23 protein-coding genes are annotated in these 22735 nt (G+C 66.7%); 13 read left to right on the forward strand and 10 right to left on the reverse strand.

Translation table 11 applies throughout. From position 1 onward, the window contains the following. Positions 1 to 56: 56 nt before the first annotated feature. Positions 57 to 1514, reverse strand: coding sequence for a flavin-containing monooxygenase (locus ACFWF1_RS21730; protein ID WP_379282250.1), 1458 nt, complete (start codon positions 1512 to 1514; stop codon positions 57 to 59). A gap of 85 nt (positions 1515 to 1599) precedes the next feature. Here ACFWF1_RS21730 and ACFWF1_RS21735 point away from each other — a divergent pair, with 85 nt between their 5' ends. Then, complete coding sequence (locus ACFWF1_RS21735; protein WP_379282251.1) at positions 1600 to 2658, forward strand: AraC family transcriptional regulator; 1059 nt, start codon at positions 1600 to 1602, stop codon at positions 2656 to 2658. Positions 2659 to 2668: 10 nt separating this feature from the next. On the opposite strand, the gene ACFWF1_RS21740 is transcribed toward ACFWF1_RS21735, so the two are convergent. Both ACFWF1_RS21740 and ACFWF1_RS21745 read right to left on the reverse strand, forming a co-directional pair. Continuing rightward, on the reverse strand, positions 2669 to 3454 hold the full coding sequence (locus ACFWF1_RS21740; RefSeq protein ID WP_379282252.1) for a metallophosphoesterase: 786 nt from the start codon (positions 3452 to 3454) through the stop codon (positions 2669 to 2671). 146 nt (positions 3455 to 3600) lie between these two features. Further along, on the reverse strand, positions 3601 to 4038 hold the full coding sequence (locus ACFWF1_RS21745) for a MarR family winged helix-turn-helix transcriptional regulator (RefSeq protein WP_379282254.1): 438 nt from the start codon (positions 4036 to 4038) through the stop codon (positions 3601 to 3603). Positions 4039 to 4123: 85 nt separating this feature from the next. Here ACFWF1_RS21745 and ACFWF1_RS21750 point away from each other — a divergent pair, with 85 nt between their 5' ends. Then, the gene (locus tag ACFWF1_RS21750; RefSeq protein ID WP_379282255.1) at positions 4124 to 4768 is read left to right on the forward strand and encodes a TIGR03086 family metal-binding protein; all 645 of its coding nucleotides are present in this window, start codon (positions 4124 to 4126) and stop codon (positions 4766 to 4768) included. Between the two features lies 1 nt (position 4769). On the opposite strand, the gene ACFWF1_RS21755 is transcribed toward ACFWF1_RS21750, so the two are convergent. From ACFWF1_RS21755 to ACFWF1_RS21765, 3 genes are all read right to left on the reverse strand, one after another. Continuing rightward, positions 4770 to 5537, reverse strand: coding sequence for a pseudouridine synthase family protein (locus ACFWF1_RS21755; RefSeq protein WP_379282339.1), 768 nt, complete (start codon positions 5535 to 5537; stop codon positions 4770 to 4772). Between the two features lie 54 nt (positions 5538 to 5591). Next, the gene (locus tag ACFWF1_RS21760; RefSeq protein ID WP_379282257.1) at positions 5592 to 6599 is read right to left on the reverse strand and encodes an adenylate/guanylate cyclase domain-containing protein; all 1008 of its coding nucleotides are present in this window, start codon (positions 6597 to 6599) and stop codon (positions 5592 to 5594) included. A gap of 75 nt (positions 6600 to 6674) precedes the next feature. Continuing rightward, a complete protein-coding gene (locus ACFWF1_RS21765; RefSeq protein WP_379282259.1) occupies positions 6675 to 7295 on the reverse strand; it encodes a PadR family transcriptional regulator in 621 nt (206 codons plus the stop codon). A 114-nt stretch (positions 7296 to 7409) separates the two neighbouring features. Between ACFWF1_RS21765 and ACFWF1_RS21770 the strand changes: the two genes are divergently transcribed. Further along, complete coding sequence (locus tag ACFWF1_RS21770) at positions 7410 to 7865, forward strand: hypothetical protein (RefSeq protein ID WP_379282261.1); 456 nt, start codon at positions 7410 to 7412, stop codon at positions 7863 to 7865. Positions 7866 to 7931: 66 nt separating this feature from the next. Here ACFWF1_RS21770 and ACFWF1_RS21775 read toward each other — a convergent pair whose 3' ends face one another. From ACFWF1_RS21775 to ACFWF1_RS21785, 3 genes are all read right to left on the reverse strand, one after another. Next, positions 7932 to 8591 (reverse strand): DJ-1/PfpI family protein, encoded by a 660-nt coding sequence (locus ACFWF1_RS21775; RefSeq protein ID WP_379282262.1) that lies wholly within the window; start codon positions 8589 to 8591, stop codon positions 7932 to 7934. Between the two features lie 116 nt (positions 8592 to 8707). Then, complete coding sequence (locus tag ACFWF1_RS21780) at positions 8708 to 9826, reverse strand: lipase family protein (RefSeq protein ID WP_379282264.1); 1119 nt, start codon at positions 9824 to 9826, stop codon at positions 8708 to 8710. Positions 9827 to 10013: 187 nt separating this feature from the next. Beyond that, complete coding sequence (locus tag ACFWF1_RS21785) at positions 10014 to 10937, reverse strand: LysR family transcriptional regulator (RefSeq protein WP_379282265.1); 924 nt, start codon at positions 10935 to 10937, stop codon at positions 10014 to 10016. A 70-nt stretch (positions 10938 to 11007) separates the two neighbouring features. On the opposite strand from ACFWF1_RS21785, the gene ACFWF1_RS21790 reads away from it, so the two are divergent. Further along, positions 11008 to 11895, forward strand: a complete 888-nt coding sequence (locus ACFWF1_RS21790) for an SDR family NAD(P)-dependent oxidoreductase (RefSeq protein WP_379282266.1) — start codon at positions 11008 to 11010, stop codon at positions 11893 to 11895. A 1-nt stretch (position 11896) separates the two neighbouring features. On the opposite strand, the gene ACFWF1_RS21795 is transcribed toward ACFWF1_RS21790, so the two are convergent. Further along, complete coding sequence (locus tag ACFWF1_RS21795) at positions 11897 to 13666, reverse strand: sigma-54-dependent Fis family transcriptional regulator (RefSeq protein ID WP_379282267.1); 1770 nt, start codon at positions 13664 to 13666, stop codon at positions 11897 to 11899. Between the two features lie 148 nt (positions 13667 to 13814). Between ACFWF1_RS21795 and ACFWF1_RS21800 the strand changes: the two genes are divergently transcribed. The 9 genes from ACFWF1_RS21800 to groL are packed head-to-tail and all read left to right on the forward strand — an operon-like array spanning position 13815 to position 22684. Beyond that, the gene (locus ACFWF1_RS21800) at positions 13815 to 15464 is read left to right on the forward strand and encodes a methane monooxygenase (protein WP_379282268.1); all 1650 of its coding nucleotides are present in this window, start codon (positions 13815 to 13817) and stop codon (positions 15462 to 15464) included. A 59-nt stretch (positions 15465 to 15523) separates the two neighbouring features. Beyond that, positions 15524 to 16576: a 2Fe-2S iron-sulfur cluster-binding protein gene (locus ACFWF1_RS21805; RefSeq protein WP_379282269.1), complete on the forward strand. Its 1053-nt coding sequence runs from the start codon at positions 15524 to 15526 to the stop codon at positions 16574 to 16576. A gap of 25 nt (positions 16577 to 16601) precedes the next feature. Continuing rightward, the gene (locus tag ACFWF1_RS21810) at positions 16602 to 17720 is read left to right on the forward strand and encodes an aromatic/alkene monooxygenase hydroxylase subunit beta (protein ID WP_379282270.1); all 1119 of its coding nucleotides are present in this window, start codon (positions 16602 to 16604) and stop codon (positions 17718 to 17720) included. Next, positions 17717 to 18064, forward strand: coding sequence for a propane 2-monooxygenase effector subunit MimD (gene mimD, locus ACFWF1_RS21815; RefSeq protein ID WP_379282271.1), 348 nt, complete (start codon positions 17717 to 17719; stop codon positions 18062 to 18064). The genes ACFWF1_RS21810 and mimD overlap by 4 nt, the downstream gene beginning before the upstream one ends. After that, positions 18064 to 18204, forward strand: coding sequence for a hypothetical protein (locus ACFWF1_RS21820; protein ID WP_379282273.1), 141 nt, complete (start codon positions 18064 to 18066; stop codon positions 18202 to 18204). The genes mimD and ACFWF1_RS21820 overlap by 1 nt, the downstream gene beginning before the upstream one ends. A 16-nt stretch (positions 18205 to 18220) precedes the next feature. Then, the gene (locus ACFWF1_RS21825; protein ID WP_379282274.1) at positions 18221 to 19240 is read left to right on the forward strand and encodes an amidohydrolase family protein; all 1020 of its coding nucleotides are present in this window, start codon (positions 18221 to 18223) and stop codon (positions 19238 to 19240) included. Then, on the forward strand, positions 19237 to 19968 hold the full coding sequence (locus ACFWF1_RS21830) for an iron-sulfur cluster assembly protein (RefSeq protein WP_379282275.1): 732 nt from the start codon (positions 19237 to 19239) through the stop codon (positions 19966 to 19968). Before ACFWF1_RS21825 ends, ACFWF1_RS21830 begins: the two co-directional genes overlap by 4 nt. Then, positions 19965 to 20990 (forward strand): NAD(P)-dependent alcohol dehydrogenase, encoded by a 1026-nt coding sequence (locus tag ACFWF1_RS21835; protein WP_379282276.1) that lies wholly within the window; start codon positions 19965 to 19967, stop codon positions 20988 to 20990. Before ACFWF1_RS21830 ends, ACFWF1_RS21835 begins: the two co-directional genes overlap by 4 nt. A gap of 44 nt (positions 20991 to 21034) precedes the next feature. After that, positions 21035 to 22684, forward strand: a complete 1650-nt coding sequence (gene groL, locus ACFWF1_RS21840) for a chaperonin GroEL (protein WP_379282277.1) — start codon at positions 21035 to 21037, stop codon at positions 22682 to 22684. Positions 22685 to 22735 lie beyond the last annotated feature (51 nt).

Here is a 22735-nt window from a genome sequence, read left to right on the forward strand (position 1 = left end):
CTCGGCGCGCCGTCAAGCGGCCGGGCGGCCTCCGACATTCGTCCTCGCAAGCGCTGCTAGGTGAGGGTGTAGTCATCCGGGTCGAGCCTGCGGATGCGGCGGCGGTAACTGGTCTGCGAGCCCGGCCAGTTGTTGGTGATGCGGCCCGCGGCGTTGCGGTACCAGCTGGAGCAGAAGTTCCACGGGGTGCGGGCGAGGCGTTGCTGCAGGGCGGCGTTGAATCGTTCTTCCCGATCAGCACGGACCTCGAGGCAGCGCCGTCGGCGTTGCCCGAGCAGTTCGACGGCCTGCCGGATGTAGCGGGTCTGCGATTCGATCATGTAGATGATCGAGCCCGCACTGAGATTGGTGTTGGGCCCATAGACGAGGAATAGATTCGGGAAGTCCGGCACCGAGATGCCGTAGTAGGCATGCGCGCCGTCGGTCCACGCGTCGGACAGCTTGTGGCCCGCGCGGCCGTAAATGTTCATCGGCCACAGGAATTCGGTGCCTTTGAACCCGGTGCCGTAGATGATCACATCCACCGCGTGGACAGTGCCGTCGGCGGTGCGCACGCCCTCGGGCACCACCTCGGTGATCGCAGCGGTCTCCACCCGGACGTTCGGTTGGGTCAACGCGGGGTAGTAGTCGTTGGAGAACAAGGCGCGCTTGCAGCCGATCGGATAGTCGGGGGTCAGCTTGGTCCGCAACGCCGGATCGGCCACCTGCTTGTGCAGATGGCGGTCGGCGATCCGCGCCACCAGCCGGGCGATGGCCGGGAATTCGACGAGGCCGAGCGACACGAAATCCGCGATGGCCCACCAGCCGAAGCGCTCGACCAGCAGCGCGCCGGGCAACCTGGCGAACAGCCGGTGCTGAATCGGCGAGTAGTCGGTATCGAATTTGGGGATCACCCAGGCCGGGGTGCGCTGGAACAGGGTGAGCTCGGCGACCTTCGGCTGGATCTCCGGGATGTACTGGATGGCGCTGGCGCCGGTGCCGATGCAGGCGACGCGCTTACCGCCGAGCTCGACGCCGTGGTCCCAGGTGGCGGAGTGGAACGCTGGGCCCGCGAAGGTATCGAGGCCGGGGATGTTCGGCAGCGCGGGCCGCGACAGCTGGCCGACCGCCGAGATCAGGACGTCCACGGTTCGCGCCGCGCCGTCCGTGGTGCGGATGGTCCAGCGCCCGGCCGCGTCGTCGAATTCGGCATCGGTCACCTCGGCACCGAACCGGATCGCGTCGAGCACGCCGTTGCGTTCCGCGACACCGCGCAGATAGCCGTGGATGGCGTCGCGACCGGAGTAGCGCTGCGGCCAGTCCGGTTTCGGCTCGAACGAGAAGGAGTACAGCGGGGACGGCACGTCGCAGGCGGCGCCCGGATAGGTGTTCTCCCGCCACACCCCGCCGAGGTCGGCGGCCCGCTCCAGGATGGCGATGTCGTGGAAACCGTTGCGGCGCAGTTCGATCGCCATGCCGATGCCGCCGAAGCCCGCACCGATGATGAGGACCGATGGCCGGTTGCCCGCTGTCATGTGACGCTCCTCACAAGACTGAAGATAATTCCACTGTAGGGGGCGTCGGGGCAACCGATCGAGAAATTCGGCCATACTGGGCGGCGTGGAGCGGGTGCAGGATCCGGGAATTCGCGACTGGAACTTTCCGCGCGGGATAGCCAGCGTGGCGCTGATGGTCGGCTACGCGGCCGAGCGCGGCGTGCCGGTCGGGCGGATGCTCGCCGGAACGGGGTTGTCCGAGCCGGTGCTGCGCGACCCGGACGCGCAGATCGACGCACACATCGAACTCACGGTGGTCCGCAATCTGGTGCGGGAACTCCCCGACTGGCCCGCGCTCGGCGTCGAGGTCGGTCGCCGCTATCGGATCACCACCTTCGGCATCTTCGGCTTCGCGTGCGTCAGCAGCCCGACCCTCGGCGAGGCGATCTCGTTCGCGCTGCGGTATCTGGAGTTGAGTTTCACCTTCAGCCTGCCCGTCGCCGAATGGCGCGCGGGGGAGTTCATCGCCTGGGTGCACGACGAGCTGATTCCGGCCGATGTGCGCCAGTTCCTGGTCGAACGCGACGTCACCGCCATGCACCAGGTGATGAGCGATCTGCTCGGCAGGCACCTGCCGCTGGCCAGGGCCGAGTTCCGTTTTCCGGAACCGGATTACGCCGATCGGATCGAAGCGGTCACCGTGGTGCGCCCCCGGTTCGGGCAACCGCGCAACCTGTTCGCGATCGAGCCCGCGGTGCTGGATCAGCCACTGCCGCAGGCGAATGAACAGACCTGGGCCATGTGCCTGGCCCAGTGCCGCGACCTGGTGCACCGCCGCCGCGCCCGCACCGGCATCGCCGCCGAGGTGCGTGAACTGCTGGTGCCCGGCGGCACCGACGGATTCGCCGGGCCGCCCGGAATCGACTCCGTCGCAAGCGATCTCAACATGAGCACCCGCACCCTTCGCCGCCACCTCGATGCCGCGGGCACCAGCTATCGCGCGCTGCTCGACGAGGTGCGCCGCGCCCTGGCCGAGGAAATGCTCTCCGCCACTCCGCTTTCGGTGAGCGACGTGGCGATCCGGCTCGGCTACGCGGAATCCTCGACGTTCATCTACGCGTTCAAGCGCTGGACCGGCGCGACGCCCGCTGCTTATCGCCGCGAACGGGCCGTCCGCCGCTGACCGGCTCAGGTCAGCTCGGCAGTGCGCCGAGCCGGCCGCTCATCGGGACGGTGCGGAAATGCGTTGTCAGGCTGTGCTTCTCATCGATCAGATGCAGCGCGACGGCGGGGTCGGGCGCATAGTCCATCACGTGGTCGGGCAGCTCGAGCTCCCAGACGCCGCCGAGGACCGACGCGGTGCTCGGCGCCACCAGCAGCGGCCGTCCGGCGAATGTCGTTGTCGCCGAGGAATGTGCGTGACCGGTGAGCACCGCGATGATGCGTTTGTCGCCGGCCACCAGTTCTGCGAACTTCTCCGGCTCCTCGAGCGAGATCTCGTCGACGACCGGGCTGAACAGATACGCGGGCGGGTGATGCAGCGCGAGCAGGATCGGCTTGTCGGCCGGGGCGGTGGCGAGCACACCGTGCAGCCAGGTGTACGTCTCGTCGGCGATCCGGCCGCTGTCCGCGCCGGGAATGCTCGAATCCAGCAGTGCGACGGTCAGATCCCCGACGCGGTGGGCGTGGTTGATCGGCGCGGTCGAGGCGGCTTCGCCGAGCAGCGTGCTGCGGAACGTGGCGCGATCGTCGTGATTGCCGGGGATGGCGTACACCGGAATGTCGATGTCGAACGCGAGTCTGGCCTCGGCGTATTGCTCGGCCTTGCCGGAATTGGTGACGTCACCGGTCACCAGGATCGCGTCCGGCTTGCGGCGTAAGCCTGCGAGAAAGGTCATGACCCGCTCGACCCGTTCGGCGTTGCGGGCGCCGAGATCGAAATGTGTGTCGCTGACCTGAGCCACCAGGATCATCGGCATTCGCTTTCTCTGGGGGATCGCTCCGTTGCGTCAGAGTGTGCCCGCCTCCCGTGCGCGACACATACTAAGGCTAGTTGACCTGCGTGTTACGCGTCGCCATGAGGCTCACCACCAGCGAAAACCTGCGCGGCGGTCTGTGTTGGCGCTCACGGGGACTGCTCGCCGACGGTCGCCGACAGCGTCTGCAACGACCGCAGGAAGGCTCGCCGATCCGCCGCGGGCAGCTGCGAGAGCAGGCGATTCTCCTGCTCCTGGATATCGGCCTGCACTCGGTCGCGCAGGGTGCGCCCGGCCTGGGTGATCGACACCAGGTTGACCCGCCGATCCGCCGGATCCGGTGCGCGCTCGATCAGCCCGCCCCGCTGCAGTTCATCGAGCACTCCGATGATCCGGGTCTTGTCGGCATTGATCGACTTGGCCAGCGCTGCCTGCGTATAGACGGGTTCCTTGCCGAGCCCGAGCAGCACGGAATATCCCCACATCGACAGCGCATGCCGTTCGAGCACGGGCAGTTCCGCGGCGATGAGCCCCCGGATGAGCGGGGCCATCATCGCGGCGAGGTCGGGACGAGGAGCTTCGGACATGGCTAGAAAATACCGCTCGACAGATGATAAGCGCATGCCTACGATAGGCTCGTACTTATTATTATGGATTGAGGAGCAGCCGACGATGGCCACCGAACCGAATATCAGCGCTGAACTGCGCACCCTCGACACCTTGCAGAACACCATCGACCTCATCGCGTTCAACGCGCAGGCGGTACGGACGAGCATCGGCCTGGTCGAGCAGTTGACCAGCGCGGACCTGAGCAAGCCGACGCCGTGCGCCGGTTGGACGCTGCACGGGCTGCTGACGCACATGATCGCCCAGCACTACGGATTCGCGGCGGCGGCCCGTGGTGACAGCGACCCCGTCCAGTGGAAACTGCGCCCGCTCGGCGCGGATCCGGTGGCGAGCTATCGCGCCGCCGCCGAGCATGTCATCGAGGCGTTCGCCGAGCCCGGCGTGCTCGACCGGAAGTTCTCGCTTGCGGAGTTCAGCGCCGACTACGAGTTCTCCGGTGCACAGGCGGTGAGCTTCCACTTCATCGACTACGTCGTCCATTCCTGGGATGTGGCAAAGACTTTGGGACTGGCCGTGCACTTCGACGCGGAACTGGTCGAGGCCGCGTTCCCGGTGGCGCAAGCCGTTCCCGGTGGCGATATCCGGCTCGCCCCCGGTGCCGCGTTCGGCCCGGAGGTGCAGTGGTCCACCGAGGATCGGCTCGACCAGATCATCGCGATGCTCGGCCGGTCGCCGGAGTGGCCGCGCTGAGCTAGCGGGTACCGCTCAGCAATTCGCCTGCGCGGCGGAGCAATTCGTCGGTCTCGTCCGGCTCGGCCTGGATCGGACGCCAGAAGTCCGCGTCGGGTGTCGCTGCCAGGGCGAGTTCCGGCGGGGTGCGCCAGTCCGCCGTCAGGCCGAGTCGCCACGAATGCAGGTAGGTTCGCTCGCGCGCGCCCGACTTGTCGAAGAGCGGATCGCCGACGATCGGGTGACCGATCCACGCCAGCTGCACTCGAATCTGGTGGCGGCGCCCGGTGATCGGGCGCAGCGCGAGCACCGCGTACTCGTCCCGGCGCAGCACCGTCACGAAGTCGGTGCGCGACGGATAGTTCTTGGTATCGAGCAGGTCGGCGTCCTCGACGAACCAGCGATCCGCCGCGCGCTGAATGCTCTCCCGCGGCGCCGCGATGCGGACGCGGTTCTTGCGCCCGACGCTCAGCGGCAGGTCGATCAGACCGGCGTCGGGCAGCTCGCTCGACGTGACGATGGCGAGGTACGCCTTCTCCGCGGTCTGCTTGTTGAACTGCCTGGTCAACTGTCCGTGCGCACCGAGTTCCTTGGCGAGCAGCACCAGCCCGGAGGTCACCTTGTCGATCCGGTGCACCGGGTAGAGCGTCTCGCCCGCCGCGGCCGCCAACTCGACGAGATCGGTGTCGTGCCGCTCCCCGGTGACGGAGATCCCGGCGGGCTTGTGCAATGCCAGGATCGCGTCGTCCTCTTCGACGAGGAATCGCGCACGCAGCTCGGACCAGTCCATTTCCACTGGCACGAGCTTAGATCGCGGTAGCGGCCAGGCTGGAGCGCGGTGGCCTCAGTCGTTCTTCTCGTTGCGACGCAGGATGTGCGGGCGCAGGCGATTGAAACCACGGACGCGGACGCTGCGCAGGTTCTTGATGACGAACTCGGGCTCACCCTCGAGCGCGGCGGCGGCCTCGTCATCGACGAGCACCGTGCCGGGCCTGGCGACGCCGGTGAGGCGGGACGCGATGTTCACGACCGAGCCGTACAGGTCGCCGAACCGTTGCAGCACTTCGCCGTACGCGATGGCGACCCGCAGCTCCGGCGTGCCGCCGACCATCATCGTCGACTCCTGGATGGCCAGCGCGATGCGGGCCGCGTTGGCGGCGCTGTTCGCCGCGAACATGACCTCGTCGCCGACGTTCTTGACCACCCAGCCGCCGTTCTCGGTGATCGCGGCGGTGGTGGTGGATTCGAACGACTCCAGCAGCAGCGAGAGCTCGTCGGGGTGCAGGTGCCTGGTCAGCCGGGTGTAGCCGACCATGTCCGCGAAGCCGACCGCCAGCTCGCGGATGGTCTCGCCCGCCGAGGTGCCCGGGTCCAGGGACCGGGACAGCGCGGCGGCGAGGTGCCGCCGCCAGGCGTAGGTGTTGAGCTGTTCGAGCGTCGCGATGGTGCCCTCGGTGGCGGTGCGAATGGTTTCCTCGGGATCGGCGGCCGGGTCGGCGGCGGCGATGCGTTCGCCGATCTCGGCCAGCACCAGGTCGACCTGCCATTCAGCCAGCCGGGCCATGCCCTGGCCGAGGGTGCGCGCGGTCGCCGCCTGCTGCCTGGCATCGGCGGAGGCGAGGATGTTCAGGTCGCGGAAGTTCCGCAGCGCTGAGATATCTGCCTCGGTGTAGTCGATGGCGTCGTCGTCCAGCCCCGCCGGAAAGCCGAGCGCCGTCCACAGCCGCTTGGTCAGCGCCGTGGTCGTGCCCGCCTGCTCGGCTACATCGGTGCGGCTGTATTGCCGGTTCCCGTCCAGCAGATACGACTCGACAATCGACTGCACCAGCTCGGACTTCTCGGTGGGCACCATGCCCGTACCTTACGACGACCACCCCACTACCCGCCGTGAACACCGCCACCATTGGGTGACCTCACAGCGGGCGGCTCACTCCGGCTCGGCGGATTCGCCGACATAGGCCGCAAGGGAATCCCAGGACCAAGTCAGCGTGCCCGCGGCGAGATCGCCGACAACACCGTCGAGCCAGCGCAATTCGGCCTCGGTGACAGCGCGCAGATATTCGTCCTCCAGCATCACCACCCGCGGCAGTTCCATGGCCGCCATTTGCTCGGCATCGGCGTCCATCTCGGTCAGCTGTTCGCGCAAAGTCTTTGCCCGCCGGGCCAATTCGGTGCGGGCGCTATCCGGGCCGAGCAGCATCAGTAATGACAGCGCGGCCGGGAAGTCGGGGTACTCGTTGCGCGGTATCGCGATCATCTCGGCCAGCCAGGTGGTGCAGGCGGCGCGGCCCGCGTCGGTGATCTCGTAGACGGTGCGCTCCGGGTACTGCTGATCGCGTCCGGTCTCGCGGACCGCGACCAGCCCGGCCTCCAGCAGCCTGCCGATCGTCTTGTAGAGCGCGGCGCGCTGGCTGACGTTGACGACCTTGTCCTTGCCCCACTCCTTGATCCGGCGCTGGATGGCGTACGGGTGCATCGGCTCGAGATTCAGGATGCCGAGCACGACCATCGCCAAGGGAGAGCGCTTGAACTGCGCCGATGCCGTCATGTGACTCATTCTAATGGTCGCCGGACAACTAGGTTCCAAAAACTAGTTGCCAAGAAACTAGTTCTTGTGTCACTATTGATTCAGCAGGAGGAACCAACCGAAAGGACTCCCGACATGACCACCAAGACCCAGATCCACGTCGATCACGGCACCACCAAGCGCCTCGGTGACTGGACCGACGCCACCGCCTTCGACGTCACCGTCCGCTACGGCAGCGTCGTCATCGACCTGCGCTCGCCGCAGCTCGCCGGCGACGGCGATATCGAGGTGCACGCCAACCTCGACCACGCCATGGTCAAGCTGCTCGTCCCCGACGACGCCGTCATCGACCAGTCGGCGCTGCAGTGGACCGGCCGCGGCCGGGTGAAGGACTTCGCCCGCCCGCAGCACGCCGCAGGCCGCGTCATCCGGCTCACCGGCACCAGCACCACCAGCGAATTCCGCGTGCACCGCGGCGGCATCGCGGTGCTGTCCGCGATGTTCTCCCGCGAGTTCTTCGAGGACGCCCGGCGCGCCAACCGCGAGGGTCGTACCCCGACCCTCGCCGACCCGGCCAACGCCCCCCGTTGACCGAAAACACAAGAATGCCCCGGACTTTCGAGTCCGGGGCATTCTCGGTTCTAGCGCGATAGCGGATCAGGCGGCGACCGGTGCGGAACCTGTGTTCCGCCAGACGGTTCCGCGACGTTCGTAGGAGATCAGCTGCTCTACGGCGTGCGCGACGCGGGGGCCGAGTTCGCGTTCCAGCAGATACAGCCCGACGTCCAGACCTGAGGTCACGCCGGCGCCGCAGACCAGATCGCCATCGTCGATGACGCGGGCGGGCACCACGATCGCGCCGGTTCGCGCGAGGACTTCCATGCCCAATGGATGCGTGGTCGCCGGACGGCCTGCGAGTAAACCGGCGAACCCGAGCAGTAGTGAGCCGCCACAGACGCTCGCGACGGTCACCCCGGGCCGGTCGACGGCTTCCTTCAGCAGCGCGGGCAGTTCGGTGCCGAGCGCACGGGTGAGGACGGTCAGGACGCTGTCGTCCCCGTGATCGTCCGCGTCCGTCGGCATGCGGCCCATCCCGCCCGGCACGATGACCACGTCCGCGCGGATCGGGTCCAGTTTTCCGGTGGCGCGCAACACAATCGGCGGCACCCCGCTCGGCACCTCGCGCGCCCCCTCGGCGGACACCAGCTCGACCTCGAGCTGGTCGCCGGTGACCGTGCCACCGGCGCCGAGCACCTCGAACGGCGCGATCACATCCAGCGGGTCGAACCCATCGAACAACACGAACTGTGCGAGCATCGAAATCTCCTTCTACCTCGGTGATTACGACGCTAGGTGCCCGGCTGACGATCGAGAAGTAGCTCGATCGTCAGCTTCCAACGGATTCTCGCCAGGATCGGTTGTGGCCGAACCGGTTACCTGACGCGGGCCAGGAAAGTGTCGATGGCGGCCCACATCTGTGGGTTGAGCTGGGTGTGTGTGCCGGTGCCCGTGACGGTGTGGAAGTCGACGCCGTTGGCGGCGAACTGGGCGGCGAGGGTCGCGTGCAGTGGCGACGGGACCGTGGTGTCGGTGACGTTGAGCAGCAACAGGATCGGGGCGTCGTAGCCGGTGGTCGGCACGGTCAGGTACGACTCGTACGCGGTGCGAACCCGGCTGTCGGACAACGGCTTCGACAGCAGCTCCCCGATGCCCATGCCTTCCACGCGCGCCTCGATCTCCGGCTTGCACATGGTGGCGATCTCATCGAGCAACTCGTGCCCCACCGGGCTCAGATACTGGTTGAAATCGACGTCGGTTCGCGCGGCCCGCACTCCGGCGAAGATGGTCGAGATGAAGCCGAGCGTTTCCGCCGTGCCCGGCACCGTCGGAATCGCGGGTCCCGCGATGGGCAGCGCCTTTTCGACATCCGACGCCGGGTCGATCGCGACCGTGCCGCGGTAATCGAGGTCGGGCGCGTAGCTCGACTGCAGGTAGCCGGTGCCGAGCGCCGCGTGCCCGCCTTGCGAGGGGCCGAGCGCGGCCCAGGTGCGCGACAGTTCGGGATGCGCGGAGCGCGCGGCGCGCAGCAGGTCGATGGTCGCCGTCGCCTCGGTCTTCAGCTCGAGGTACGGATGCGGCCCGGTATCGAACAGGCCGAGCCCCAGATAGTCCGGCGCCACCACCGCGAAGCCCTGTTCGATCAGGTGCTGCATGATGCCGTCTTCTTCGGTGTGCCAATGCGAGTTCGGCGCCGTGCTCGGATCGGATTCGCCGCCACACCCGCGCCCGAGCCCGGTCGTGCCGTGGTCGAACGCGATGACCGGCCACCCGCCGGGCGGCGGCGTGCCATTCGGGATGAACAACGCCCCGCTCGCCTGCTTGGGCGAGCCATCCGACCCAGCCATCCAGTAGGTGATCACCGACCCGTTCGGCATCGGCCGCCAGCCGTCGGCCTGCGGAGTAGCCGAGATCAGCATCCCCGGAGTTTCCGCGGCTGCCGGAGCCGCCTGCAACCCGAGCATGACGCTTGCCGAGACCGTGGCCACTGCCACAGAACTCTTCCAACCACGATTAACGCGCATCGAAGACTTCTCCTTGGTGCTGGACGGTCGTCCAGTTGAAGAGCAGCTTAGGACGGGTTGTGTATCTACCACATCGGTCAGTGGCGAATTGTAAGCAAACCCACGCTACCTCGCACCGCGGCAGATAAGGGAAAGGCGAGCAAGTAACTCCGCGCGGTTACTGCGGCACGTCCAGCTCTATCGCGGCAGTCCGGAGTGCTTCGGCGGTCCTGGCCGCCGCCTCGCTGAGCGGGGACGGGAGCCGGGCGAGCACGAGTCGCCGGTGTTCCTGCGGGCCGCCGCGGACCGGGAGGACGCGCACGCCGGGCAGGGCGGCGGGGGCGAGGACGGCGGGGATGGTCGTCAATCCGCAACCGGCGGCGACCAAGTGGAGTTTGGCGAGCCAGTCGCGGGCGGTGTGCGCGATCTCCGGGCGTTCGTCCAGGCCGGGCCAGACGCCCATCAATCGGTCGTCGCTGGTGTTGGGTCCGGCGATCCATTGCCGGCCGTGCAGGTCGGCGACGTCGATGTAGTCGCCGCGCGCGAGCGGGTGAGTAGCGGGCACGGCCACGCACAGGCTGCGTTCGGTGAGGGTGCGCAGGATCAGTGCGGGCGACTCGGTGTCCGGCGGCCGGAACGGCGGCTCGGAGCCGATCAGCGCCAGGTCGATGCTGCCCGCGCGCAGTGCGCGGACCAGCGCGGGTGTGCTGCCTTCCCGGCTCTGGAGATTGATGCCGGGATGGGTCTGCCGCAGCGCCGCGATGGCCTTCGGCAGCAGGGCGGCACCCGCGCTGGGGAACCAACCCACCCGTACCGTCGCGGCCTGGGCGGGCAACCCGGACAACTCGCGGGCGGTCGCGTCGATCTGATCGAGCACGGCGGTGGCCCGCCGCAACACGAGATGCCCTGCCGCCGTGAGCTTTACGCCCTCCCGATGCCGCTCCAGCAGTTCCGTGCCCGCCACCCGTTCGATCGAGGCGATCTGCCGCGATACCGCGGACTGGGTGTAGCCGAGCGTGCCCGCCGCCGCGGTGAAGGTGCCTTGCTCGGCAACGGTGCGGAAGACGCGCAGCGCGGTCAGCGAGACATCGGTGAAGTCCATGAGTAATACGCATACCATGTGTGCCCAATTCTCGTTGGACTCATGGATGGCCACTGCCTAACTTGGAGTCATGAACAACGCACGCATTGCCCTGGTGACCGGGGCGAATCAAGGTCTGGGCCGGGCACTCGCCGAGGGGCTCGCCGCCCGAATGAACCCCACGGATCTGGTGCTGCTGACCGGACGCAACCCGCAGCGGGTGGCCGAGGCCGCGGCCGAGATCGCCGCCGCGCCCGGCACCCGCAGCCAGGTGCAGGGCCGAGTACTCGATGTCGCCGACACCGAAAACATCACCGCCCTCGCCGCCGAACTACGGGAAAGCCACGGCGGAGTGGACATCGTCGTCTCCAACGCCACCACCCGGGTCCTGCCGGATCAGTCCCAGTCCGCGCTGGCGGACGAGTACATCGACGTCGCCAACACCGCGACCCACACGATCCTGCGCTCCTTCGCCCCGATCCTGCGTCCCGGCGGCCGGCTGCTCGTCGTAGCCAGCTCGCTCGGCACCCTCGGCCACCTGCCCGAGCAACTGCAGCCGCTGTTCGACAACGCCACCCTCGACCAGGTCGAGTACGCCGTCGAATCCTGGCGCAGCGCAATCCATTCGAAGACGGCCGAAGAGGCGGGCTGGCCCCGCTGGCTGAACACTCCCTCGAAGGTCGCTCAGGTGGCCGCCGTGCGCGCGGTAGCAGCGGAGCGTCGCGCCGAGGACCTGGCCACCGGCGCGCTGATCGCCTCGGTCTGCCCCGGCATGGTCGACACCGCGACCTCACGCCCGTGGTTCAGCGACTTCAGCGACGCTCAGACGCCCGCCGAAGCCGCCCGCGCCGTAGTCGATCTCGCGCTGACACCGGGCGTCGACCCGGATCAGTACGGCGAACTGATCCAATTCGGCAAGGTCGTGCCCTGGCACTCCGGCACCCCACTGGATGAGCAAGCGCTGCAGCTCATTCCGTGAGTCAGGCGATACCGAAGTCCTTGATCTTCCGATAGATGGTGGCCCGCGACATGCCGAGTGCCGCGGCCGCCTCGGACTTGCTGCCGCCGTTCTCCTGCAGGCTGCGCACGATCGCGTCGCGCTCCAGCGCCTCGAGCTGGCTGAGCCTGCGCCTGGTCAGCGAACGGCATTGCGGCGGCAGCTTATCGGCCTGGATCAGGCCGGATCGTTGCACGGCAATGGTTTCCGCGAGGATCCGGCGCAGTTGGGTGACGTTGCCCGGCCAGGGCAGCTTGCCGAGTTGGCGCATGGCGTCCGGGGCCAGCCGGACGTCGGCGCCCTTGGTGAGCTCGCGCAGCAGGAACGGAACCAGGTCGTCGAGGTCCTCGATGCGATGCCGCAGCGCGGGCACGCCGACGGTGTGCGTGAAGAACGGCAGCAGCAGCGAGTCGACGGCGGGCGCCCTGGTCGCCGAATTCACGGTCGCCGCAATCCATCCGCGACCCGCGCAAGACTGCAGGATCTCGGCCAGCGGCTCGATCACATCGGTGGGCAGCCGCTCCAGATCGGTGAGCACGACATTGAACTCGTTGCTCGCGGTCTCGGTGCTCAAGGCGCTGAGCATGTGCTCGGCGTCGGCGAAATCGGAGGTCCGCAGCACCCGGACCATCTTGTCCGCACTGACGTGGGCGGCGACGGCACGAGCGAGCCGCGTTCGCCCCGAGCCCTTTTCGCCGTCCAGCACCACCCACTCGCGATCGCGACAGCAGCGCTCCACCTGCTGACAGCTGCGCCGCCACGAGCTACTGCGTCCCGCGACGCCGGGCACCGTGAAGGTGGCCTGCCCGATCGTTCGCCGCACGGCGCGGTCGACGGCCAGCTGGACGTGCAGCACGACGCCGCGTACCCCACCGCGCACCAGAATCCGCTCCACGGCCGTGACTTTCGTGGTGTGCCCACTCGGCAACTGCGCGACCAGGGTGTCGACGTTCCCGGCACCACCGGCCAGATCTGCCGAAAGTTCCAGCAGCGCAGCTTGATCGTGCGCGTCCAGCGCATGCCGCAGATACTGGTTCATCAACACCACATCGCCGCCGATCGCGAGCACGCCGAGCGGGTACCGGCGGCATTGGCGCAGATACGTTTCCAGCAGCGCCGTTTCGCTCTCGCTGGCCAACGAGCTGAGCCGATCCTCGATCTGACTGCTCGCGCTCTTGGCGAGGGTGAACAGCAGCGGATCGGATCGGCTTGCCCAGCAGGTCAAGTCGATAACCCCGAGTACCGCCCTGGTCAACGGATGCCGGATGGGCGAGCCCGCACAGGCCAGCCTGCCCAGCGTGCCCAGATAGTGTTCACCGCCGCGAATGAAGGTGGGGCTGGCGGTTTCCAGCGTGGTGCCGATGCCGTTGGTGCCGACGAACATCTCGGCGTAGCTGTAGCCCGGCGCGAGCTGCACGCTGTCCAGCAGGTGCATGATCGTCACCTCGGAGGCGTAGCGTTCCAGCACCAGCCCGTCCGACGAGGTCAAGATGACGCTGACGGTCTGTGCCGCAAGATCATTGGCGAGTCGCTGCAGCACCGGCGCGGCGGCGTTGGTGAGTGGCGAATCCAGATTCGGGTCGCGCACATACGGCAGCTCCACCCGATCCGGATGAACGCGCAGTGCGCGCGAACGACGCCAGGAATCGAGCACCGTGCTGCGCACCGGCAGGGTGTCCACGGGTCCGGCGGTCAGGAACCGTTCCCTGGCTTGCTGCAGGCTGACAACGGCGTCGACATGCGGATCCGACATTGCTCTCACCTCGAAACTGGCCAGCGGTACTCCACGCTAACCGCGTCTCAATGTGCGACGCGTCTCACATTGAGACGTCCAGCGTATCGCTTTCGCTGTGTCATGGGTCACAGGAAACGTGTACCGCAGCCGCAGCAGGAGGAAGACGTTGAGCAGGCAAAGCCTGAGCAAGGCTCATAAGAAGATCACCGAACTGTCGTGGGAACCAACCTTCGCGACGCCGGCCACCCGGTTCGGCACCGATTACACATTCGACAAGGCGCCGAAAAAGGATCCGCTGAAACAGATTCTGCGCTCCTACTTCCCGATGGAGGAGGAGAAGGACAACCGGGTCTTCGGCGCGATGGACGGCGCGATCCGCGGCAATATGTTCCGTCAAGTACAGCAGCGGTGGATGGAATGGCAGAAGCTGTTCCTGTCGATCATCCCGTTCCCGGAGATCTCGGCGGCCCGCGCGATGCCAATGGCCATCGACGCGGTGCCGAACCCGGAGATCCACAACGGGCTCGCGGTCCAGATGATCGACGAGGTGCGGCATTCGACGATTCAGATGAATCTCAAGCGCCTCTACATGAATCACTACATCGATCCGGCCGGCTTCGATATCAGTGAGAAGGCGTTCGCCAACAACTACGCGGGCACCATCGGCCGCCAGTTCGGCGAGGGCTTCATCACCGGCGACGCGATCACCGCGGCGAACATCTACCTGACCGTGGTCGCCGAAACCGCCTTCACCAACACGCTTTTCGTCGCGATGCCCTCGGAGGCGGCAGCCAATGGCGATTACCTGCTGCCGACGGTGTTCCACTCGGTGCAGTCCGACGAGTCGCGGCACATCTCCAACGGCTACTCGATTCTGCTGATGGCGCTGGCCGACGAGGACAACCGGCAGTTGCTCGAGCGCGACCTGCGCTACGCCTGGTGGAACAACCACTGCGTGGTGGACGCCGCGATCGGCACCTTCATCGAGTACGGCACCAAGGACCGGCGCAAGGATCGCGACAGCTACGCCGAGATGTGGCGGCGCTGGATCTACGACGACTACTACCGCAGCTACCTGATCCCGTTGGAGAAGTACGGCCTGACCATCCCGCACGACCTGGTCGAGGAGGCCTGGAACCGGATCGTGAACAAGGGCTACGTGCACGAGGTGGCCCAGTTCTTCTCCACCGGTTGGCCGGTCAACTACTGGCGTATCGATCCGATGACCGATCAGGACTTCGAGTGGTTCGAGGAGAAGTACCCGGGTTGGTACAACAAGTACGGCGTGTGGTGGGAGAACTACAACCGCCTGCGCTACCCGGGTCGCAACAAGCCGATCGCCTTCGAGGACGTCGACTACCAGTACCCGCATCGGTGCTGGACGTGCATGGTGCCGTGCCTGATTCGCGGCGACATGGTGACCGAGAAGGTCGACGGTCAATGGCGCACGTACTGCTCGGAGACCTGTGCGTGGACCGATATCAAGGCGTTCCGTCCGGAGTACGAGGGCAGGCCGACCCCGAACATGGGACGGCTCACCGGCCATCGCGAATGGGAAACCCTGCACCACAACCAGGATCTCGCCGACATCGTGCAAAACCTCGGTTATGTGCGCGACGACGGCAAGACCCTGATCCCGCAGCCGCACCTGGATCTCGACGATCCGAAGAAGCTGTGGACGCTGGATGACCTGCGCGGCATCAACTTCCAGAGCCCGAACGTGCTGCTGAACGAGATGACGGACGCCGAGCGCGAGGCGCACGTCGCCGCGTACACGGCCGGTGGTCCAGGCGGTCGCCCGGCGAAGGTCGGCTGATCCCATCGACGCCCGGTGTCCGTGCACGCGGGCACCGGGCCCCACCCGAGGAGTTTCCCGTGGGGGACACCCATCGCATCCGGTTCGAGCCGGTCGAGCTGGAGATCGAGGTCGACGAGGACGAGACCATTCTCGATGCTGCTTTCCGCCAAGGGGTTTCGCTGATGCACGGCTGCCGCGAGGGGCAGTGCTCGGCGTGCAAGTCGTTCCTGCTCGACGGCGACATCCAGATGGATCGCTACTCCACCTTCGCGCTCGCCGACTACGAGAGCGAGGAAGGGTATGTGCTGCTGTGCAAGTCGCATGCCTACAGCGACTGCGAGATCGAGCTGATCAACTACGACGAGGACGAGTTGCGCAATGCGGTTCCGCTGCAACACCTGCTGACTCGGATCGTCGCGTTGACCGACCTGACGCACGACATCGTCTCGCTGGAAGTGGAGCTGATCGAGCCCGCGGCCTACACCTTCAAGCCGGGTCAGTACTCGGACGTGATGATCCCCGGTACCGAGGAGCACCGGTCGTTCTCGATGGCGACCACGCCGACCGATTCCAGGCGGCTGCAATTCATCATCAAACGCTATCCAGGAGGCCGTTTTTCGGGCCTGCTGGAAGGCGAGCTCGCCGTCGGCGACGAATTGCGGCTGCGCGGCCCGTACGGCTCGTTCACCATCAAGAAGGATTCCGAGCGCGACATCGTCTGTATCGGCGGCGGGGCGGGGATGGCACCGATCCTGTCGCTGCTGCGCCATCTCGTCGAGATCGGCAGTACCAGGCCGGTGCATTACTACTACGGCGCCCGCACCGCCGCCGACCTGTTCTATCTGCCCGAGCTCATCGAGCTCGGCGATCGACTGGCCGACTTCACCTTCGTCCCAGCGCTTTCCGAGCAGACCGACGCGAACTGGGCCGAAATCGGGGTCGCCGAAGGCGATTTCGGCTTCGTCACCGATGTGGTCGACCGGCGCGAGCCCGATCTGGCCGAAGCCGAGATCTACCTCTGCGGACCCCCGCCGATGGTCGACGCGGCGATGCGGATGCTCGACGGCAAAGGGGTTGCGCGCGAACGGATCCACTTCGACAAGTTCACCACGACGATTCCGCAGACCTGAATTCCAGAGAAAGAGAGCAATAATTATGAGCGCACCTGCCGCCGAGCCCGCGACGAAACCGGAGCGCAGTTTTCCCAAGCCGGAATTCACCGACGCCGAAGCGGGCGCCCTGGAGTTCCCGAGCTCGGGTAGCCGGTCCTACAACTACTTCACGCCCGCCAAGCTACGGGCCACCACCTACGAAGACGTCACGTTCGACGTGCAGCCCGACCCGGCGCGTCATCTCAGCCAAGGCTGGATCTACGGCTTCGGCGACGGCCCCGGCGGCTACCCACTCGAGTGGACGGCGCTGAAATCCAGTGACTGGCACAAGTTCCGCGATCCCAACGAGGAGTGGGAACAGACGATCTACCGCAACAACGCCAACGCGGTGCGGCAGATCCAGCAGAACCTGGACAACGCCAAACTGGCCGACGCCTACAACTCGTGGACCCCGGCGTGGACCAAGTTCGTCGAGCGCAACCTCGGCGCCTGGATGCACGCCGAACACGGTCTCGGACTGCACGTCTTCATGGCCGCACAGCGCTCCGCCCCGACCAACATGATCAACAACGCGATGGCGGTTAACTGCGCGCACAAGCTGCGGTTCGCGCAGGATCTCGCGCTCTACAACCTGGACCTCAGCGAATCGCTCAGCGGCTTCGACGGTTCCGCGCATCGGGCGGTGTGGCAGACCGACCCGGTCTGGCAGGGCGTCCGCCGCAACGTCGAATTGCTCACCGCCGCAGGCGATTGGGCCGAGGGACTGTTCGCGACGAACATCGTCTTCGAACAGCTCGTCGGCGTGCTGTTCCGCAGCCACCTGGTCATGCAGATCGCCGCGCGCAATGGCGACTACGTCACGCCGAGCCTGGTCGGGTCCGGCGAGCACGACTACAACCGTGATCTCGGCTACTCCCGCGCGCTGTTCTCTCTACTCACCCGCGACGAGGAGCACGGCGCGGGCAACCGCGAGGTGCTCGGCGGCTGGCTGGCGAAGTGGGTGCCGCTGAGTGTCGCGGCCGCCCGTGAGCTGCAACCGATCTGGTCGCAGCCGCAGGAGCGGACCATCCCGTTCGCCGAATCGTTCGAAGCCGCCAAGTCCGGCCTGCGCAGCGTGCTCGCCGACCTGGATCTCGACCAGCCCGAGGAGCTGAACCGATGAGTACTGCAATGGAATTCGGCACCGGAGTCGGATCGTCGAACATGTGCGGCATCACCCTGATGAACAACCAGAACGGCTACGTCGTCGCGGAAGTGATGGGCCGCAAGGACGGTGTGAAGATCACTGAGTATCCCTCGATGATCCGGGTCGACGGCAACAAGGTGCTGACGTTCGACTTCGCCGAGATCACCGACGCGCTCGGCATGGAATTCACCCTGTCCGACTTCGAGGAGATCATGTCCACCCACTACGGGCGGATGGTGCATTTCGATGACCGGACAATGCTTTTCGCCAATCCCGAGGACGCCGCCGAGTACATCGATTTCGACCTGAAACCGGTGTAATGACCGTCGCGCTCAGCCGCACGCACGCCCCGGCAGGCCTCCAGTCGGTCATCGCCCGACTGGAGGCCGCCGGTTGGCGGATCGACGAGGTGTGGATCAGCCACCGCACCGCCGCCACCAACAGCCCACAGACTCGTTAAGTATCGGAGCACCACCATGTACGAAAAGGACGGCGAGAAGTACTTCATCGTCGACGGCCACATCCACTTCTGGGACGGCGGGCCGAGCAATCAGAAGAACCGGTACGGCAAGGGCTTCACCGGCTGCTTCTACGACTATCACCGCAATCTCTCACCGGCCGATGAGGTGTGGACGCTGGAGAAGTTCGGCAGCTACACCGAGGCCGACCTGATGCACGACCTGTTCGAGGTCGGCTACGTCGACAAGGGCATCTTCCAGCCGACCTATCTCACCGACTTCTACGTCAACGGTTTCAACACCACCGAACGCAACGGCGCGCTCGCCGAGAAGCATCCGGACAAGTTGATCACCAACGGCGCGTGGGATCCCCGCGACGGCGAGGCCGGCCTGGACGAGCTCGAGGCGCTGCACCAACGCTGGAACCTGAAGGGCGTCAAGCTCTATACGGCGGAGTGGAAGGGCGAGTCCAAGGGGTACAAGCTGACCGACCCGTGGAGCTACCGATACCTGGAGAAGTGCGAACAGCTCGGCATCCGGAATATCCATATTCACAAGGGCCCCACCATCTATCCGCTCAATCGCGACGCGTTCGACGTCGCGGACGTCGACGACGTGGCGACCGCGTTCCCCAACCTGAACTTCATCATCGAACACGTCGGCCTGCCGCGACTCGAGGACTTCTGCTGGATCGCGACCCAGGAACCCAACGTCTACGGCGGCCTCGCCGTCGCCATGCCGTTCATCCACACCAGGCCAAGGTATTTCGCTCAGGTCATCGGCGAACTCCTGTACTGGCTCGACGAGAACCGGCTCACCTTCGCCAGCGATTACGCGATCTGGAAGCCCGCCTGGCTGATCGAGAAGTTCGTCGACTTCCAGATCCCCGAGGACCTGCAGTCGGAGTACGGCACGATCAGCACCGAGGCCAAGAAGAAGATCCTCGGCCTGAATCTGGCCCGGCTGTACGGGTTCGAGGTGCCCGGTGAGGTCCAGCCGTCGCAGGACGGTCAGCCCGCCAACCGGGTTCCGGCATGACCACCGTCGCACAGTCGAATACCGTCGCCGAGCGCGTGTGGGCCGCGCTCGACGTGGTGCGGGACCCGGAACTCGACGAGCCGATCACCACCTTGCGGTTCGTCAGCGAGGTACTGGTGACGGACGGGCACGACGTCCGCGTCCGGCTGCGGTTGCCCGCCTACTTCTGCGCGCCGAACTTCGCGTATCTGATGGTCGCGGACGCCCATGACGCCGTCGCGGCGCTGCCGGAGGTCGATGCGGTCACGGTGTTGCTGGAAGACCATTTCGCGTCCGAGCAGATCAATGCCGGTGTCGCGGAGGGCGCGGGATTCACCGGCAGCTTTCCTGGCGAAGCGACGCGCGAACTGGACGAGCTGCGAAAGACGTTCCAGCGCAAGGCGTACATCGCGGCGCTGGAACGGGTCGTGCGCAAACTGTCGGCGGCGGATCGAATGACCGATGCGCCAATGGAATTGACGCTGGGCGACGTACCCGACGGGCGCGAGCGCACCTCACTGGAACGTCGACGTGCCGCCATCGGCCTCGAAACCAGTCCTGGCGCAATACTGCTCGTCGACGAGCACGGAGCCGCGTTGCAGTCCGGCGATCTGGCGATCCGGCTGCGCTACGCCCGTGCGGTGCGGGTCAGCATCGAGGGCAACGCGCACTTCTGCCGCGGCCTGCTCGCCACCCGCTACGGCGAAACATCCAGTACCACAACGTATGAGAACGGAGCAGACCGATGAAGGCCGTGCAACTGGCCGCCTACGACTCGAAGCCGGAACTGGTCGAGGTCGCGGATCCGACGATCGAGTCGCCACTGGACGTGATCGTGAAGATCGGCGGGGCCGGGGTCTGCCGCACCGATCTGCACATCATCGAGGGCCAATGGGAGCAGAAGAGCGGTGTCACGCTGCCGTACACGATCGGCCACGAGAACGCGGGCTGGATCGAGGCGTTCGGCCCTGCCGTGACCGGTTTGCAGGTCGGCGATCCGGTGATCCTGCACCCGCTGATGACCTGCGGTCTCTGTCGCGCCTGCCGGGCCGGTGACGACGTGCATTGCGCCAGTTCGCAATTCCCCGGCATCGACACCGATGGCGGTTACGCCGAATACCTGCGCACGAACGCCCGCGCGGTCGTGAAACTGGATCCGGCACTGGTGCCCGCCGATGTCGCGGCACTCGCCGACGCCGGTCTCACGGCCTATCACGCGGTCGCCAAGGCCGCGCGGGCGCTGCGGCCCGGTGACAAGGCGGTGCTGATCGGCGCGGGTGGCTTGGGGCACATCGGTATTCAGGTCTTCGCGGCACTGTCCGCCGCGGAAATGATTGTGGTGGACCGATCCCCGGCCGCCTTGGCTTTGGCGGAGGAAATCGGCGCACACCACACGGTGCAGGCCGACGGAAACGAGGCCGCCGCCGTCCTCGAGCTCACCGGCGGCAACGGCGCCGAAGCGGTGATCGATTTCGTCGGCGAGGGCGGTGCGATCGAGGCCGGTGTCGCGATGTTGCGGCGGGCGGGCAACTACTACGTCATCGGCTACGGCGGGGTGCTGTCGGTCCCCACCATCGACATCATCTCGACCGAGATCAACTTCATCGGCAATCTCGTCGGCTCCTACAACGACCTCGTCGAGCTGATGGTGCTCGCGGCGCAGAACCGGGTGCGGCTGCACACGACGCGGTACGCGCTCGACGACTTCGCGACCGCGCTCAGCGATCTCGACGCGGCCCGGGTCCGCGGCCGCGCGATTCTCGTGCCGTGACCGGGCTTTTCGACAACTGAACTTCGACCAAAGGTGTATGCGATATGGCCAAGGAACTGCGCTTCGGCGCGAACGCCCGCGGGCTGCTCGAACAGGGCGTCAACGCCGTCGCGGACGCGGTGAAGGTGACGCTCGGGCCCAAGGGCCGCAACGCGGTGCTGGAGAAGCTCACCGGCGCCCCGACCATCACCAACGACGGCGTCACCATCGCGAAGGAGATCCAGCTGCGCGATCCCTTCGCCAACATGGGTGCGCAGCTCGTCAAGGAGGTGGCCACCAAGACCAACGGCGTGGCAGGCGACGGCACGACCACCGCGACCGTGCTCGCCCAGGCGATGGTGCGCGAGGGGCTGCGCGCCGTGGCCGACGGCGCGAATCCGATCCAGCTGAAGCGGGGCATCGAGCATGCGACCGCCGCCGTCGTCGAGCTGCTGCGGGAACGCAGTCGCGGCATCACCGAGGAGGCGGAACTGCGCCACGTCGCGATGCTCTCGGCGAACAACGACAGCGAGATCGGCGACGTGATCGCCGCGGCGCTCGCCAAGGTCGGCGTGAACGGTGTTGTCACCGTGGAGGAATCGCCGCAGCTCGGGCTCGGGCTCGGCTACATCGACGGCCTCGAGTTCGACCACGGGTACCTCTCGCCGTACTTCGTGACCGACAAGGACCGGATGGAGGCGGTGCTCGACAACGCGTACGTGCTGCTCACCAACCAGAAGATCTCCACCGTGCAGACGCTGATGCCGGTGCTCGAGCAGGTGCAGCGCGCCGGGCGTCCGCTGGTGATCCTCTGCGAGAACATGGACGGCCCGGCGCTGAGCATGCTGGTGACCAACAATGTGCACGACACCTTCCGCTCGGTGGTCATCCGCGCGCCCGGGTTCGGACATCGCCGGGTGGCCGAATTGGAGGATCTGGCAACGGTTCTCGGCGGCACCGTGGTGAGTGCCGACTCGGGTGTCGCGCTGGAGAACATCCGGATCGAGCACCTCGGCCGGGCGCGGAAGGTGACCGTCACCGAACGGTCGACCACCCTCGTGGACGGCGCGGGCGCACCCGACGACGCGAAAGCGCGGATCGCTCAGCTCGAGCGCGAACTCGAACGCGCCGAGAACGAACACGATCAGGACAACCTGAAACTGCGCATCGCCAGGCTGTCCGGGTCGGTCGCCGTCGTACACGTCGGCGCGGCCACCGATGTCGAGCTCAAGGAGAAGCTGCACCGGGTGGAGGACTCGCTGTCGGCGACGCGGGCGGCGATGGAGGAGGGCGTGGTCGCCGGCGGCGGCACCGCGCTACTGCAGGCGCAACCGGCGCTCGACCTGCTCGAGCTCACCGGCGACGCCGCCGAGGGGCGGGAGATCGTGCGCCGTGCCGTCGAGGAGCCGTTGCGCTGGATCGCGATCAACGCCGGGTACGACGGGGACGAGGCGGTGGCCACCGTCGCGAAACTGCCGGTCGGGCACGGTTTCAACGCGATGACCGACGCCTACGGCGACATGTTCGAGGCGGGCGTGATCGATCCGCTCAAGGTCACCCACTCGGCCCTGCGCAGTGCCGCGTCCATCGCCGCGCTGCTGCTCACCACCGAGACGCTGATCGTCGAGGAGATCATGGTGAACCCCGGTGCGATCATCGCGCCCGGCTTCGGTGATCTGGCCGAGGGGCTGGTTCGGCCCTCCAACATCTACTGACCGTCCGACAATGGGGTGTTCGTCACGATCGCCGCCCGGCACCAGCGGGAG

The sequence above is a fragment of the Nocardia sp. NPDC060255 genome (assembly GCF_042727395.1).
Lineage (GTDB): Bacteria > Actinomycetota > Actinomycetes > Mycobacteriales > Mycobacteriaceae > Nocardia.

What these genes read in the sequence shown, in the direction of transcription:
- ACFWF1_RS21730 (WP_379282250.1), bottom strand. Translation starts at nt 1,514, where the DNA reads ATGACAGCGGGCAACCGGCCATCGGTCCTCATCATCGGTGCGGGCTTC.
- ACFWF1_RS21740 (WP_379282252.1), bottom strand. Translation starts at nt 3,454, where the DNA reads ATGCCGATGATCCTGGTGGCTCAGGTCAGCGACACACATTTCGATCTC.
- ACFWF1_RS21745 (WP_379282254.1), bottom strand. Translation starts at nt 4,038, where the DNA reads ATGTCCGAAGCTCCTCGTCCCGACCTCGCCGCGATGATGGCCCCGCTC.
- ACFWF1_RS21750 (WP_379282255.1), top strand. Translation starts at nt 4,124, where the DNA reads ATGGCCACCGAACCGAATATCAGCGCTGAACTGCGCACCCTCGACACC.
- ACFWF1_RS21755 (WP_379282339.1), bottom strand. Translation starts at nt 5,537, where the DNA reads ATGGACTGGTCCGAGCTGCGTGCGCGATTCCTCGTCGAAGAGGACGAC.
- ACFWF1_RS21760 (WP_379282257.1), bottom strand. Translation starts at nt 6,599, where the DNA reads ATGGTGCCCACCGAGAAGTCCGAGCTGGTGCAGTCGATTGTCGAGTCG.
- ACFWF1_RS21765 (WP_379282259.1), bottom strand. Translation starts at nt 7,295, where the DNA reads ATGACGGCATCGGCGCAGTTCAAGCGCTCTCCCTTGGCGATGGTCGTG.
- ACFWF1_RS21770 (WP_379282261.1), top strand. Translation starts at nt 7,410, where the DNA reads ATGACCACCAAGACCCAGATCCACGTCGATCACGGCACCACCAAGCGC.
- ACFWF1_RS21775 (WP_379282262.1), bottom strand. Translation starts at nt 8,591, where the DNA reads ATGCTCGCACAGTTCGTGTTGTTCGATGGGTTCGACCCGCTGGATGTG.
- ACFWF1_RS21785 (WP_379282265.1), bottom strand. Translation starts at nt 10,937, where the DNA reads ATGGACTTCACCGATGTCTCGCTGACCGCGCTGCGCGTCTTCCGCACC.
- ACFWF1_RS21790 (WP_379282266.1), top strand. Translation starts at nt 11,008, where the DNA reads ATGAACAACGCACGCATTGCCCTGGTGACCGGGGCGAATCAAGGTCTG.
- ACFWF1_RS21795 (WP_379282267.1), bottom strand. Translation starts at nt 13,666, where the DNA reads ATGTCGGATCCGCATGTCGACGCCGTTGTCAGCCTGCAGCAAGCCAGG.
- ACFWF1_RS21810 (WP_379282270.1), top strand. Translation starts at nt 16,602, where the DNA reads ATGAGCGCACCTGCCGCCGAGCCCGCGACGAAACCGGAGCGCAGTTTT.
- mimD (WP_379282271.1), top strand. Translation starts at nt 17,717, where the DNA reads ATGAGTACTGCAATGGAATTCGGCACCGGAGTCGGATCGTCGAACATG.
- ACFWF1_RS21820 (WP_379282273.1), top strand. Translation starts at nt 18,064, where the DNA reads ATGACCGTCGCGCTCAGCCGCACGCACGCCCCGGCAGGCCTCCAGTCG.
- ACFWF1_RS21825 (WP_379282274.1), top strand. Translation starts at nt 18,221, where the DNA reads ATGTACGAAAAGGACGGCGAGAAGTACTTCATCGTCGACGGCCACATC.
- ACFWF1_RS21830 (WP_379282275.1), top strand. Translation starts at nt 19,237, where the DNA reads ATGACCACCGTCGCACAGTCGAATACCGTCGCCGAGCGCGTGTGGGCC.
- ACFWF1_RS21835 (WP_379282276.1), top strand. Translation starts at nt 19,965, where the DNA reads ATGAAGGCCGTGCAACTGGCCGCCTACGACTCGAAGCCGGAACTGGTC.
- groL (WP_379282277.1), top strand. Translation starts at nt 21,035, where the DNA reads ATGGCCAAGGAACTGCGCTTCGGCGCGAACGCCCGCGGGCTGCTCGAA.